At 56.9% G+C, this 13,602-nt stretch carries 13 protein-coding genes; 5 read left to right on the top strand and 8 right to left on the bottom strand.

What is annotated here, in order from left to right; genetic code table 11:
• Positions 1–41: 41 nt before the first annotated feature.
• Positions 42–449: a hypothetical protein gene (locus JAO32_RS04310; RefSeq protein ID WP_334237842.1), complete on the bottom strand. Its 408-nt coding sequence runs from the start codon at positions 447–449 to the stop codon at positions 42–44.
• A 198-nt stretch (positions 450–647) separates the two neighbouring features.
• Between JAO32_RS04310 and JAO32_RS04305 the strand changes: the two genes are divergently transcribed.
• The gene (locus JAO32_RS04305) at positions 648–1,940 is read left to right on the top strand and encodes a M24 family metallopeptidase (protein WP_334237840.1); all 1,293 of its coding nucleotides are present in this window, start codon (positions 648–650) and stop codon (positions 1,938–1,940) included.
• Positions 1,941–2,034: 94 nt separating this feature from the next.
• Positions 2,035–3,867, top strand: a complete 1,833-nt coding sequence (locus tag JAO32_RS04300; RefSeq protein WP_334237838.1) for an ATP-binding protein — start codon at positions 2,035–2,037, stop codon at positions 3,865–3,867.
• Positions 3,868–3,933: 66 nt separating this feature from the next.
• On the opposite strand, the gene murQ is transcribed toward JAO32_RS04300, so the two are convergent.
• Entirely contained in the window at positions 3,934–4,893 is a 960-nt protein-coding gene (murQ, locus tag JAO32_RS04295) for an N-acetylmuramic acid 6-phosphate etherase (RefSeq protein WP_334237836.1), read from the bottom strand.
• A 141-nt stretch (positions 4,894–5,034) separates the two neighbouring features.
• Between murQ and lepB the strand changes: the two genes are divergently transcribed.
• A complete protein-coding gene (gene lepB / locus JAO32_RS04290; protein WP_334237834.1) occupies positions 5,035–5,592 on the top strand; it encodes a signal peptidase I in 558 nt (185 codons plus the stop codon).
• A gap of 67 nt (positions 5,593–5,659) precedes the next feature.
• Here lepB and JAO32_RS04285 read toward each other — a convergent pair whose 3' ends face one another.
• The 6 genes from JAO32_RS04285 to JAO32_RS04260 form a co-directional block, all read right to left on the bottom strand.
• Entirely contained in the window at positions 5,660–5,836 is a 177-nt protein-coding gene (locus JAO32_RS04285; RefSeq protein ID WP_334237832.1) for a hypothetical protein, read from the bottom strand.
• 75 nt (positions 5,837–5,911) lie between these two features.
• Positions 5,912–6,673 (bottom strand): triose-phosphate isomerase, encoded by a 762-nt coding sequence (gene tpiA / locus JAO32_RS04280; protein WP_334237830.1) that lies wholly within the window; start codon positions 6,671–6,673, stop codon positions 5,912–5,914.
• Positions 6,674–6,744: 71 nt separating this feature from the next.
• Entirely contained in the window at positions 6,745–7,959 is a 1,215-nt protein-coding gene (locus tag JAO32_RS04275) for a phosphoglycerate kinase (protein ID WP_334237828.1), read from the bottom strand.
• 163 nt (positions 7,960–8,122) lie between these two features.
• A complete protein-coding gene (locus JAO32_RS04270) occupies positions 8,123–9,706 on the bottom strand; it encodes a Do family serine endopeptidase (protein WP_334237826.1) in 1,584 nt (527 codons plus the stop codon).
• Between the two features lie 32 nt (positions 9,707–9,738).
• Positions 9,739–11,061, bottom strand: coding sequence for a M56 family metallopeptidase (locus JAO32_RS04265; RefSeq protein WP_334237825.1), 1,323 nt, complete (start codon positions 11,059–11,061; stop codon positions 9,739–9,741).
• Positions 11,058–11,477 carry a BlaI/MecI/CopY family transcriptional regulator gene (locus JAO32_RS04260; RefSeq protein ID WP_334237823.1) on the bottom strand — a complete coding sequence of 140 codons (420 nt, stop codon included), beginning with the start codon at positions 11,475–11,477 and terminating at the stop codon, positions 11,058–11,060. The genes JAO32_RS04265 and JAO32_RS04260 overlap by 4 nt, the downstream gene beginning before the upstream one ends.
• 444 nt (positions 11,478–11,921) lie before the next feature.
• Between JAO32_RS04260 and JAO32_RS04255 the strand changes: the two genes are divergently transcribed.
• Both JAO32_RS04255 and JAO32_RS04250 read left to right on the top strand, forming a co-directional pair.
• Positions 11,922–12,485 carry a TetR/AcrR family transcriptional regulator gene (locus JAO32_RS04255; RefSeq protein WP_334237821.1) on the top strand — a complete coding sequence of 188 codons (564 nt, stop codon included), beginning with the start codon at positions 11,922–11,924 and terminating at the stop codon, positions 12,483–12,485.
• Positions 12,486–12,555: 70 nt separating this feature from the next.
• Positions 12,556–13,137 carry a hypothetical protein gene (locus JAO32_RS04250; protein WP_334237819.1) on the top strand — a complete coding sequence of 194 codons (582 nt, stop codon included), beginning with the start codon at positions 12,556–12,558 and terminating at the stop codon, positions 13,135–13,137.
• Positions 13,138–13,602 lie beyond the last annotated feature (465 nt).

Below are 13,602 nucleotides of genomic sequence, written 5' to 3'. Positions count from 1 at the left end.
GCGCGGCAGTATCGCCGCGCTCTCTCGTATTCATAGGCAGATTAAGCACCGGTTTTAGCTGCATGGCGATGCGCCTGTCGCGCAGCCTTCAACTGCTGCATCTGGTCCGGGGTCAACACTCCTGACATCTCCGTGCGCGTGTTTTCCTGAATCTGGCGGCGCTGATCCTTCTTCTGATCGGCAGTCAGTGTTGTGTCAGTACGAAGTGCCTTCATCTTCTGCTGGCGTTCGGCCAGAATAGGCTCCAGCTTCGCTGTCTGGTCCTGTGACAAGCCAAGTTGCTTACCCATCTTCAGCGCCGTCTTGTGCGGATTGTGCGCACGATGGTGCTTTTGCGTTACCTGCGTTTGCGGTGCAGCGGTCTGCGCTTGTGGTGCGGCGGTTTGCGCGAATGCGGCTGTTCCTGCAAACGAGAGAAGAAGGGCAGAGGTCAGGACGATCTGTTTCATGACGGGTTACTCCTTACGAGAGCGGCGAGCTTTTGCATTCGCTCTGTAGGTACAAACACGTCTGTACGCAATCGTTGCGCGCAACTTTTTCCCGAGACTGCTGTTGTGCACGCCACTTACTGATACCTTGTTGTTACTCAAACATTTCTGCAGGGAGCGTCATCGCGTCAATACGCCGGGGCGCGGAGGAGAATTTCCATGAACCGTCGTCATTTTCTCTCGCATGCCGCACTGGCCGCAGCAGCTCCCACGTCGTTCATGGCCGAGGCCCAGCGCCCGGAAACACAGGAGCCAGTGAAAGGCCCTCTGCCTCCATCCATCGCGGCTCTCCCCAACCGGAAATCAGAGGCAATGCCAATCACGGTAGCGGAACGCGGCGAACGCATCGCTCGCGCGCAAGAGCTGATGGCGAAACAGGGATACGCCGGTGTCCTGCTGGCAGGCGGAACGTCCATGGTGTATTTCACTGGCATTCGCAGCGGCAACAGTGAACGCATGTTCGCTTTCATCATCCCCGTAAAGGGTGCAGCATTCCTCGTATGCCCTTCGTTTGAAGAAGACCGCATGCGTGAACGTCTGGACACCATTCCCGGCGGCCAGAACGTCCGCATCTACACATGGCACGAAGACGAAAGCCCATTTGCTTTGGTGGGGAAAGGATTAGCAGACGCGGGGCTGCGCACCGGCAAACTCGGCATTGAAGAAAAAACGCCTTACATTTACGCATCGGAAATCGCGAAAGCCAATCCGAATTTGCAAGTGGTCGATGGAACGCCGATCACCGCCGGTTGCCGCCGCATCAAGACAAAGCACGAACTGGATCTGCTGACACTGGCCAATCAGGTAACGCTCTCTGTGTATGAAGCAGCGTGGAAGGCTGGCCACCCCGGTATGAATACCGCCGACTTCAGCGCATTGATGGGCGCAGCCTACGTCAAGAGTGGATTCCCCGGCTTCTCAAGCTGCGAAACGGGCATCTACAGCGCACTCCCACACGGCTCCATCAAACCGCAGGTCATCAAGGAAAACGACATCGTTCTCATCGACGACGGCTGCACCGTCGAAGGCTACGCCGCGGACATTTCGCGCACCTTCGTCTACGGCACGCCGTCCGACAAGATGAAGCGCGTCTTTGACATCGTGCACAAAGCGCAGGCTGCTGCTCGCGACGCCGCGAAGGCAGGCAACGAATGTCAGGCCGTCGACAAGGCCGCACGCGACATCATCACAGCAGCCGGCTTCGGCCCGGATTACAAGACCTTCACACATCGCCTTGGTCATGGCATCGGTATGGACGGTCATGAATGGCCGTACCTCGTACGAGGCAACAAGACCATCCTTGAAAGCGGCATGTGCTTCAGCGACGAACCCGGCATCTACCTGCCAAATGAGTTCGGCGTGCGTCTGGAAGATTGCATGCACGTCACGCCGACAGGCGGTGTTTTATTTACACCGCAGAGCCCGTCTCTGACGGAGCCGTTTGCCGTTTAACAACAAGTAGTTCCCGAAACTAGTTCCCGAAACGGGAGAGGTGCTCTCCTGCGGCATTTTGGCGTAGGCTTGTCCGTGCATGATAATCAAGTACATGCGCCGCGTTGTGCCGCGAACGTTTTTTGCCCAGCTTGTGCTTGGAATCATCCTTGCGCAGACACTTGCGCTCGGCGGCTATCTCTACTACGTCGTTGTCAGTACAAGGAAGACATCGCAAAGAAATCTCGAAGCGCGCATCTCCAGTCAGATTGATCGTCTCGCTGCTGTCTCTACCGAACGGATTCGACGGGGCGACTACGAGACGCTCCGTGAACTCCTGGAACTGGCAGAGATCGCGCCCAGCATCCAATCCTCACGGCTGACAGATCTCAGCGGTAATACGGTTGCTGCCAGCAAGTCTGGTATGAATCGCGATCTCGATGCCGAAGAGCTGAAGATTCTCCCCACCGTTACGGGGCAGCATATTTTCCGTACGAAAAAAGGCCAGGTAGAGGCAGTCACGCCGCTGCTGGAAAATGGCAAGCCAGTAGCTCTGCTATGGCTGGAGCCCACACCCTCTTCTGGAAGCGCGATCAGTCCGATTGTCCGCATGGCGCTCATCTACGGCGCATTGGCGCTTCTTGCCAATCTCTTGCCCATCTTCTTGATCGTGCGCCGCATGACAAGACCGATTCGGACGTTGAGCCGAGCAACGCATGGTGTATTACGCGGCACGCTGCCGAACCCAGAGTTTCCGCTGCCCGTCACGGTACGGAATGAAGCGGGCGTGTTGACAGAAAATTTCAACACCATGGTACGCGAGCTGGAAGAGCAGCGCAGCGGCCTGCTCGAAACACTGGCGTTACTCGATTCCATGCTGGGAAACGCACCCATCGGCTTTGCCTTCCTCGATGCGGAGTTTGAGATCGTGCGCCAGAACGATTTCTTCTCCACCATGTTCAGCACGCAAGACGTGCATGGTGGCATTCTGGCCGGTTCTTTAGCGGCAGAGGTGCGGACTCGCGCGGCAGAAGTTTTCAAGACGGGGCAGGGGATCCGCAATTTCGAGTTGAAGGATGGCCGTGAGGACGCGCCGCGCGCGTGGTTGATGCAGTTTTACCCCGTGCGAACCTCCACGGAGAATGTGCGTTGGGTGGGCGTGGTCTGCAGCGAAATCACGGAGCGCCTAAAGGCAGAAGAGACACTTCGGCGTACAGAAAAGCTGGCAGCTGCAGGGCGTCTGGCAGCCAGTGTGGCGCACGAGATCAATAATCCGCTGGAATCCGTCACCAACCTTCTCTATATCCTCCGCCACCATCAACCTATGGATGTGAGCGCTCTGGGCTTCATCGAGATGGCGCAGGAAGAGCTCGCACGCGTCGCACAGGTCACACAACAAACGTTGCGTTTCTATCGTCAATCGGTATCGCGCGCGCGGGTTGATCTGAATGAGATCATCGATTCCGTGTTTGCGCTCTATCAGCCACGCCTGCTGCGCGCCAACATCAACGTCGTTCGCGAAAGCCGTGGAGATACATCACTCGTCTGTTTTGCCGGCGAGATGCGACAGCTCCTGGCAAATCTCATTGCGAATGCATTGGACGCCATGCCGGGCGGCGGAGCGCTTTCCATTCGAATACGCCGCACATCAATTCCATCCAGTGGAGTGCTGTTGACCGTGGCAGACACGGGACACGGCATGTCGGAAGAGACAGCACGTAAAGTTTTTGAAGCTTTCTTCACCACGAAGCACGCAACCGGTACGGGACTCGGTCTCTGGGTAAGCGAAGAGATCATTCGCAAACATCGCGGTTCCGTGCGTCTTCGCACCCGTGAAGGCGAGCGTTCCGGCACTTGTTTCTTCATGTTCTTTCCAGACGTTTCCGAAGAAGCATGGAGCAACGGCGAACGGGATAGCTCCACGCCAGACGCTGTGCCGGTCAGCTAAACCCACTTCCAAATAAAATAAAGGGCCAGCAATTGCTGGCCCTTTATCACAACACAAAGTTTCGCTTTAAAGATCGAGCGGTGCATTCTCAATTGCGCGACGGACATTTCCATCTGACTTCTGCAGACGGCGAACGGCTTCCATCTTGTCGACATTCGCCTTCAGCATAACCACTGCAATCGGAATGGACTTGCCTGCAGACTTAATCGTACGAATCGCCGTTTCGCGATCGACACCGGTGACGCGCTGCAGCACATTGATGCCGCGTTCCACCAGCTTTTCGTTTTTCATGTGCACGTTCACCATCAGGTTGTCGTACACATAACCCAGGCGCGTCATCGCACCCGTGGTGATCATGTTGGTGATCATCTTCTGCGCAGTCGATGCCTTCAGGCGTGTCGAACCGCTGATCACTTCCGGTCCCACTTCAGCCACCATGCAGATGTCGGCTGCATCAGCCAGTCGCGTGCCCTGATTGCAGACAATCGCGGCAGTCTGGGCGCCACGCAGGCGCGCATATTCCACGGCTCCCACGACGTAAGGAGTACGCCCGGAAGCAGAGATACCGATCACGATGTCTTTGCGGGTAGGGCGGCGCTTGGCAATGTCGCGCTGGCCCATCTCAGGCGAGTCTTCATTCACATCCGCAGCGCTGGCCAGTGCCTTGGGGCCACCGCACATAATGTATTGCACCTGCGCGGGTTGCGTGGAGAAGGTGGCCGGGCATTCCGCCGCATCCAGTGAGGCGATGCGCCCTGACGAGCCCGCGCCCACGTAGATGAGTCGCCCGCCATCGCGAAGACAGCGCGCCACCACGTCGATGACCTGCGCAATCTCGGGAAGCGCCTTCTTCACTGCCGCAGCGACTTTCGCATCTTCCGCATTGATGATGCGTGCAATCTCAAGGGCCGACTTGGTGTCGAACCCCTCGGAAGCCTCGTTTTGCCGCTCGGTGGCCAGAGAGCGGATGCCCTGCTTATCTTGCAGGGCCGTTTTGTTCTGTTCTTCGATCATGAGTGCAGGCATGGATCTTCTGTGTCCTTCGCCATCGTCATTCTAGTCCAAGCTATTTCGATGCCGGGAAAATCCTTTCAGATATCTGATGAATCGCGCCCGAACTGTGACTATTGTGTCACCTTACCCGTCTTATACAGTAGTAACAGGGCAATGAACGACACAGAGCAGCAGAACGTGGAAGAGACAACTCCGGTACACAAAGCCGTCTCCTGGGCGTGGTTGAGAGACGTATTAGCCTCCGTTGCAGTCTCAGTTTTTATCATTCTGTTTCTGTATCAGCCAGTCCGCGTGGAAGGCACCAGCATGGTGCCCATGTTGCAGGATCAGGATCGTCTGTTCATTAATAAGCTCGCCTATCACGTGGGAGAGATCCACCCCAGTGATGTGGTCGTCTTCCACTATCCCCGGGACCTCACCAAGAGCTATATCAAGCGCGTGATTGCGCTTCCGGGTGACCGCCTGCGCATCGAACACGGCCGCGTGTTCGTGAATGACAAGTTACTGAAAGAGCCTTATGTTCCCCTGCGGTTTGCCGATGAGCGTTCGCAGCCAGAAATGACTATCCCCGCGAATGAATACTTCGTCATGGGCGATCATCGTTCCATTTCTTCAGACAGCCGTGACTTCGGCCCGGTGGACCGGACCCTGATCTATGGCAAGGCCAGTTTTGTGTATTGGCCCTTCGATCAGGCTGGCGTTGTTCACTAAGAACCTCGTTAAGGGGGAATCAGCCAGGGAACATTCCCGCAGATAATTCATTTTCATAGACCGCGCTTTAGCGCTGCTCGCGGAGAATGCCATCAATGGCCTTTGCCAATATGGAGCTTCTCCCTTGAAGATGATTCGTCACAGTGCCCTTGTTCTCCTTGCCGTTCTTACAGTCGCCGGAACGGTCGCTTCCGCGCAGCCACGCCACCACCGCCATCACCGTGCTCACCACGCCCATCGTCACGCACGCTAAATCGAGTCTTGGAAAGCAAAAGCCCCGCAAAACTGCGGGGCTTTTGCTATGACTTCAAAATCCAGCTCAATACTTCGTGTGAACAATCTTGGCAAAGCAGGCGGGATCAAGGCTGGCGCCACCCACCAGAAGCCCGTCAATGTCCGGCTGCGTCAGTAACGCGGCACTGTTTTCCGGCTTCACAGAACCGCCGTAAAGAATGCGGGCGTTGTTCGCAATCTCCGCATTGAATACCCACTCCAGTTGTGTACGGATAATGCTGTGAACCTCATTGGCAATCTCCGGCGACGCCGTTGACCCTGTGCCGATGGCCCAGACCGGTTCATACGCAATCACAATCTGCGTAGCGTTCTCCGCAGGGATGTTCGACAGTGCGGCACCCATCTGGGCCATGATGATGTCTCGCGTAAACCCGCCCTGCCGGTCCACAAGCTGCTCACCCAGACAGAGCACTGGAATTAGATCGTGCGCAATAGCCGCCTTGATCTTCAGGTTCACGTGCTCATACGTCTCGTTGGCATACAGGCGGCGCTCCGAGTGGCCCAGCAGCACGTGCGTCGCTCCAATGCTCGTTAGCATATTCGGCGAAGTCTGGCCGGTGTACGGGCCTTCGTTAAGCCAATGCATGGTCTGCGCACCGGCATGCAGATGCGTGCCGCGCAGGCGGTCAATCACGAAGGCAAGCGATGTCGCCGTAGGAAAGATGATGATCTCGTCCCGTTCATGATCGTGGACCTTCGGCAGAAACGCGTTCAGAAACTCCAGCGATTCGCGCGGAGTTTTGTACATCTTCCAGTTGCCGGCAATGATCTTCTTGCGTGTGGACACTCGAGTGTTCTCTCCCGTAAATGCAGCTTGCATAATAGGTGGCGAAAGGTTCCTTCCGCCACCCCATACGGTTACTTCTGCGTAAGTGCTGCGACTCCGGGAAGCGTCTTGCCTTCCAGGAATTCCAACGACGCACCGCCACCAGTAGAGATATGCGTGATCTTGTCGGTCACTCCTGCCATGTGCGCAGCCGAGACGGAATCGCCTCCGCCAATGATGCTGGTGGCGTCAATGTTGTCGGCCACAGCATGCGCAACAGCCATAGTGCCCTTCGCAAACGCGGGCATCTCAAACACACCCATCGGCCCGTTCCACACAATCGTGTGTGCTTCGTTGATCTCATCCGTGAACAGCCTGATCGACTTCGGACCAATATCCAGGGCCATCAGGTCCGCAGGAAAGTCGCCTGTGCCGTCAAAGAGCTCCGTTTTCGCATCGGGCGCAAACTTGTCTGCCAGCAGATGGTCCACGGGAAGAAGGAACTTCACGCCCTTCTCCTCGGCCTTCTTCAGCGCGGCTGCAGCCACATCAATCTTGTCGGCTTCCAGCAGGCTCTTGCCCGTTTTCTGTCCCTGGGCATTCAGGAATGTGTAAGCCATACCGCCGCCCACAATAATGGCGTCCACCTTGTTCAGAAGGTTGTCGATAACCTCAATCTTGTCGCTGACCTTTGCTCCGCCAATGATGGCCACAAAAGGCTTGTCCGGCGATTCCAGGGCCTTGCCAAGGTAGTTAAGTTCCTTATCCATCAATAATCCGCTGGCTGACTGCTTCACATAATGCGTAATGCCTTCCGTGGACGCATGCGCGCGATGCGCCGCACCAAACGCGTCGTTTACGTAGATATCCGCCAGCGACGCCAGCTTCTTCGCAAATGCCGGATCGTTCTTTTCCTCTTCCTTGTGAAAACGAAGATTCTCCAGCAGCAGCGCCTGGCCATATTCCAGCTTGTCTACGAGTTCTTCAGCAATCTCACCCACGCAGTCCGGCGAGAAAGCGACGTTGCGCGAAGCGCCCAGGTCCGCATCCAGCAGCATGCGCAGACGATCCACCACCGGTCGCAAGCTCATCGACTCCACGCGCTCACCCTTAGGACGACCCAGATGCGCCGCAAGAATCAGCCGAGCCTTGTGCCGCAGGGCATACTCAATCGTAGGAAGCGTCTCGCGAATGCGTGTGTCATCCAGGATTTCGCCACCATCCTTGGAAAGCGGAACGTTAAAGTCGACGCGCAGAAAGACGCGCTTGCCGTGGAGATCGAGATCGCGGATCGAAAGCGTTGCCATCTCGCTAGTGTAGCGTTCGTCTCCTATATCGTTGCAATCTCCATCGCTCAATCGTCATCCTGAGCAAAGTCGAAGGATCTGCATTCCTCCCGCACGCCTTTCATGCCCGGGGAAAAGAAAGGGCCAGCCGAAGCCAGCCCTTTTCACTGTTTTTACTCGATGATTAGCCAGCGTTCGGCGTCACCACGCGATAGCTAGCACCACCATTGGACCAGACCAGCAACAGCAGATTCTTGCCATTGGGAGAGGCCTTGATGTTGCTCGCCACCTGATCCGCGGAAGCAGTCGGCTTGCGATTTACTTCCATGATCACGTCGCCCGGCTGCAGCCCCGCATCTTCTGCGGGCGACCCCGGACGAACCTGCGCCACAGCTGCACCATTCACGTTCGCAGGAATGTTCATCTGCTGCCGAACATCCGGCGTCAGATCGCTCATCGCCAGCCCCAGCTTGCCGCTGTTGCCCTGCTTACCACCGCCGTCGCCGTCATTGCTGGCAACTTCCTTGTCCTTGTTGTACTCGCCAAGAGTTACATTCAGGCTCTGGTGCTGACCGCTGCGGCTAATGCCCAGGTTGATCTTCGTTCCCGGAGTCATCTGTGCCACATCCACCTGCAGAGCGCTGCCGTTTTCCACGGGCTTGCCGTTCACGCTGGTGATCACATCGCCGTTCTTCATGCCTGCATTCGCAGCGGGCGACCCCGGTGTCACCTGCGACACGATGGCTCCAAGTGCATCCGTCAGGTTAAAGAACTGTGCATTCTCAGGCGTCACGTCGTTCATCGCAATGCCCAGGTAGCCGTGATGAACCGCACCCGTCTTGATGATCTGATCCGCAATCGCCTTGGCCGTCGAAGACGGAATCGCGAAACTCGCACCGGCAAAGCTGCCGCTGTTCGTCGCAATCATCTGGTTAATGCCCACAAGCTCACCATGCGCATTCACCAGCGGACCGCCGCTATTGCCGGGATTCACCGCAGCATCCGTCTGAATCAAACCACCCGGCGTACGCGAATCCGACGAGAACGGAGCAGGCCGGTTCACCGCCGACACAATACCGCGTGTCACGCTGAACTGCAACACGCCAAACGGGCTGCCAAACGCCAGCACCGTCTGCCCTGGCTGCAGCTTCCCGCTGTCGCCCCAAGAAATCGCAGGCAGATCATGCGCATCCACCTTGATCACTGCAATGTCCGTCAGCTTATCCGTACCCAGCACCTTGCCATTCAGCACGCGGCGATCATGTAGTGTCACCTTGATCTGCGTTGCGCCTTCCACCACATGGTTGTTCGTGATGATGTAGCCGTCTGACGAGATGATGACACCTGACCCAACACCATGACGCAGCGGCTGTTGCTGCGGCATCATGCGGCCCTGTCCGCGACCACCGCCACCGCCAAGGCCGAAGAACTGGCGTAGCTGCGGAGGAATCTGCGACGGATCAATCTGCTGCTGTGCCTCACCATCGTTGTCGTCATCGTCGTCAGTGCCACCACGACTGGTCACAGCCACGTTCACCACGGCAGGCGTCACCCGCGCAGCTAGGCGTTCCATATCCTGATCCAGCGCGGAAAGGGAAGACACGCTCTGGTCATCCAGCGCCGAAGCGGTCACTGCGCCGGCATGCACACCACTCATGCCATGAAAAGCCATTGCAGAACCCAGCACCGCGACTGCGGCAAGCGATCCAGGCAGAGCAAAACGGCGGACATTCTTCTTCTCTACTAAGGAATTAGTTGTTGCGGACATGGTGCTTCTTCTCCCGGTAACGTTGGTTGGAACTACAACTCGATGAGCAGCCACCCACCGCGAACGGGGACGGCCACGTAGGGCTGAATAAACTCGGTGGTAACAAAGCGTGTCTGCTGCATGTCATCCTGCTCCGCCGCGTTCATCACGCGCGGCTTGCGTGGAGCAGTCGTTGCGGTGCGAATAAAACGCGGCGCAATCGTCTTCGGAGCAACAGTCCCCGTGGTCTCCACGGCACGCTTCACCTTCGTCTTTGCTGAAGGACGAGCAGACTTTTGTACAGGTGGCACTTCATACTCTGCAGGCACCATACGCGCTTCCGGCGCGGGGGCCGCATTCTTCTGGTGATACAAGGCAATCGCATGTGCAGGTGTCGTCACCGCAACATCCTGCTGAGCTATCTCTGTGGGAGCAACTCGAATCAATCGCGGTACACGGCTCAATCCTGCAGAAGCCATCAGCAGCGCAAACGCAGCCACACTGCATGCCGCCGCCGACTGCCTGCGAGACCACCCGGCTACCGGTTCGCGCAGGAGGGCGTGTACCCGCTGGGCCAGCTCCGACTTGCGGCCAAGGGCGGCGAGGGCCAGGCGTAATCCGTTCTGCTGCATCCGTTGCTCGGCGATGCGTGTCAGCGATGCTGCGTAGGCCAGCGGTTGCGCTGTGGATGCGACTACTGCTGCGTCACAGGCCAGTTCACGCTGCTCGGCGATGCGGCGGTTGAGCCAGAGCAATGCTGGGTTCAGTGGCATCAGCACCAACCCGATCTGTAGCCCCAGGTTGATCCAGTCATCGCGACGGCGGAGATGTTCGCACTCATGCGCGGCGATCTGGCGTAGTTCCTCAGCGGATAGCGTTGGTACAAGCCACTCCGGCAGTAGCAGCACTGGGCGAAAGAAGCCGAGGATGGCAGGTGAACTCACATGCGAAGAGGAGCACAGTGTCGCGCGACGATTCCCTGCGGTGAACGTGTCCATGGTGTCTAACGCAATCGGTATGGCGTTGCGGCGAACCTGTTGTAGATGCAGCCAAGCCATGCCAAGGCTGATCGCACGGAAGAGGGAAGCAGCAAGCCACACCGCTGCAATGGCCGCTGCAAACCAGGGAGCTATCCGAATGGCTACGGAGGACGCTTGTGGCGTCATCGCGGTTACGTGCGTTGGTACACGCAGCAAGGGAAGCACGGTTGCTGCCGCGAACACCGCGAGCAGAATGCTGTGGCGCAATGCAGGCGATGCTTTGGGCATCAATCGCAGTAGAGCCACTGTCAGCAACGACAGGGCAAGGCCTTGCCACAGGCTTGTGGCCCATGTTGTTGCAAGGAGGGAAGAGGCTTGTGCCAGCACAGGAGTCATTCCGTCTCCTCCTGGTCCGCACCGCGCTTTGCAGCAGCGGCTTCCGCTTCAGCAATTGCCTGTTTCAGCTTGTCCAACTCGTCGGGGCTCACATCGCCATCGCCCAGCAGCGCCAACATCAGCCGTTCGCGGCTGTTGCCAAAGAAGCGATGCATCACATGGCGCACTTCGCTTTGCTGTGCATCCTGTTCGGCGACGGTGGCGGTATACACGAACGCGCGGCCTTCCTGGCGGTGCTCCACGTAGCCCTTGGTTTCCAGGATGCGGATGGTGGTGAGAACAGATGTATACGCCAGTCGTTGTGCTTCCGGCATGGCGGAAACCAGATCCTGTACCGAGCATTCGCCCATCTGCCAAAGCAGGCGCATCAGCCTCAGCTCGGCTTCGGTCAGCGTATTGGAGCGGTTCCTCGGCATTCGTCCTGTTGTGATAGACGAGGTATTAAGGAATTAGTTAGCGAGGGTTGCGGTGCATTGGTCGGGAGGTACCCCCCCTCCCCCCTGTTTTTGTAAAATCGTCTTTCTATTGGGGTTACATGGATGGTGTCGCCAAAATCGTCATTTGATTGAGGTTACAGGCAAAATCGTCTTTCTAAGGGGTTTAGAGGCGAGTCAGCGAGTCAGTAAGGCAGCGAGTTGGCAAGGTAGTGAGTCAGCAAGTCAGGTTTGGTGGCTGTCTCTTTTTTTGGTCTCTGTTCCTATTGTAAGGATTGAGCGGAAATTATCTGCCAACTCTATTTCCTTTGAATCGTTGAGGATAAAGGCATGTGGGGCTTGACAGAGTTTGGGAGGCAGAGCGTTCTTCAAAAGTTTTGCGACCATACCGACTAGTCGGTAGTCTATCTCAGTGTGCAAGGTGAAATGGCAGAACGGATTCTCAAGACTGCGGAAGCACTGATGGTAGATCGGGGATATTCGGCGTTCAGCTATGCCGATATCGCGGATGCCGTGAAGATCAGAAAGCCCAGTATTCATCATCATTTTCCGACGAAGGCCGGGCTGGTTGTTGCGGTTCTGAAGTCGTATCGAAAGAGATTGATGGAAGCGACGGAGATGATTGACTCACAGATCAAGAATCCCTGGAAGCGACTGGAGGCCTACGTCCAGTACTGGGAAGGGTGCATACGGGATCGCACGGCTCCGTTCTGCATTGCTGCGCTGCTGGCGGCCGAACTGCCGTCTCTGCCGGAGGAAGTGCAGGCAGAAGTGACTCTTCATTTCCAGACGTTAAGCGGATGGATGGAGCGGGTATTGAACGAAGGCGTTACAGCCGGCGTGATCCGTCTACAGGCTCCCGCGGCGACCGAAGCGCAGACGCTGATGGCGATTGTGCATGGAGCCATGCTGTCCGCACGCGCGACTGGCAACTGCGAGGTCTTTCAGCTTGTAACCAGCGCGGCCCTTCAACGGATCGCTAAACGCTAAATCGTGTGAGGACGAATGACTGTGTCCTTGTGGGAAGTCAAACCTACCAACTAGAAGGTAGAGGTGATTTATGCAGACCAATGTTCTTACGTCCTCGCGCTCTCTGCGCAACCTGTATTTTGTTCGCACCGTGTTTCAGATCCTGTGGGCTGTGGGAGTGCTGGCAACGGCGGGGACGCAGCCAAGTGTGGCAGCCGTTCTTCTGATCGCTTATCCGCTTTGGGATGTGGCCTGCACGCTATGGGATCTAACAACCTCAAACTCTGATGGAAGCGCGCGGACATCGCAGGTGGTGAATGCTGTTCTGGGCACGGCTGTCGCTGCCGGGATTGGGTTCACGATCTTCAGCCAACCGAAGTTCGCCATCGCAACCTTTGGCGCATGGGCGCTTGGAGCAGGCTTGTTGCAGCTTGTTGCCGGGCTGATCCGCCGCAGGCAGCTTGGCGGGCAGTGGGCGATGATTTTGAGTGGCGCGCAATCGAGTGTGGCTGGCATTGCTTTTTTGCTGGGCGGCTTGAGCGGGAAGGTTCACGTGAAAGACCTTGGCGGATACGCAATCTTCGGTGCGATTTACTTCCTGATCGCTGGTGTGCTGCTTACCCGGAAGCTTGCTCATGCCGAAGCGCTGACAACGCAATCGTCCGCCTTGTAAGTGGATTCTGAAGATTGGTATGAAGGGCTTCGGTATAAACGAGGCTTCGGTTTCGCTCAGCGACAGTCTTTGAAGTCAAGGATTCTTCGTTCGTATGAGCTTTGCAGGAGATGAACTTCGTTCGTACGATCACGCTGAAGCGCGATGATCCCACGTCTCAGAAGCGAGACGTGGGGCACCCCTTTTGGGTTTGTCGATAGTTTGCTTTACTGATGCGCGGCAGTGGGGGAAGGAAAGCAGGTCCTTCGGCTTCGCTCAGGATGACGACTCTTCGAATCGTATGAGCTTCGCTTGATGACGAACTTTGTTTGGCGAAGCTGGTTTGGGTTTTGTGGCTGAAAGCTTCGGGCTGCCTTTGGCAGGATGAGAGTTCGTTGGGATTCTTCGCTGCGCTCAGAATGACGGTCTTTGACCGTTTCATCGCGCCTTGCGCGATACCCAGGTTAGCTTCGCGAATCTGGGGCA

The sequence above is a fragment of the Terriglobus sp. ADX1 genome, from assembly GCF_036877645.1.
Classification (GTDB): domain Bacteria; phylum Acidobacteriota; class Terriglobia; order Terriglobales; family Acidobacteriaceae; genus Terriglobus.
Note: the sequence above shows the minus strand (reverse complement) of the source record. Positions and strands in the feature narration are given on the sequence as shown.

Excerpts from the sequence above, each read along its gene's own strand:
- JAO32_RS04255 (WP_334237821.1), top strand. The coding sequence starts at position 11,922 with ATGGCAGAACGGATTCTCAAGACTGCGGAAGCACTGATGGTAGATCGG.
- JAO32_RS04300 (WP_334237838.1), top strand. The coding sequence starts at position 2,035 with ATGCGCCGCGTTGTGCCGCGAACGTTTTTTGCCCAGCTTGTGCTTGGA.
- JAO32_RS04260 (WP_334237823.1), bottom strand. The coding sequence starts at position 11,477 with ATGCCGAGGAACCGCTCCAATACGCTGACCGAAGCCGAGCTGAGGCTG.
- JAO32_RS04310 (WP_334237842.1), bottom strand. The coding sequence starts at position 449 with ATGAAACAGATCGTCCTGACCTCTGCCCTTCTTCTCTCGTTTGCAGGA.
- murQ (WP_334237836.1), bottom strand. The coding sequence starts at position 4,893 with ATGCCTGCACTCATGATCGAAGAACAGAACAAAACGGCCCTGCAAGAT.
- JAO32_RS04275 (WP_334237828.1), bottom strand. The coding sequence starts at position 7,959 with ATGGCAACGCTTTCGATCCGCGATCTCGATCTCCACGGCAAGCGCGTC.
- JAO32_RS04250 (WP_334237819.1), top strand. The coding sequence starts at position 12,556 with ATGCAGACCAATGTTCTTACGTCCTCGCGCTCTCTGCGCAACCTGTAT.
- JAO32_RS04265 (WP_334237825.1), bottom strand. The coding sequence starts at position 11,061 with ATGACTCCTGTGCTGGCACAAGCCTCTTCCCTCCTTGCAACAACATGG.
- JAO32_RS04305 (WP_334237840.1), top strand. The coding sequence starts at position 648 with ATGAACCGTCGTCATTTTCTCTCGCATGCCGCACTGGCCGCAGCAGCT.
- JAO32_RS04270 (WP_334237826.1), bottom strand. The coding sequence starts at position 9,706 with ATGTCCGCAACAACTAATTCCTTAGTAGAGAAGAAGAATGTCCGCCGT.
- lepB (WP_334237834.1), top strand. The coding sequence starts at position 5,035 with ATGAACGACACAGAGCAGCAGAACGTGGAAGAGACAACTCCGGTACAC.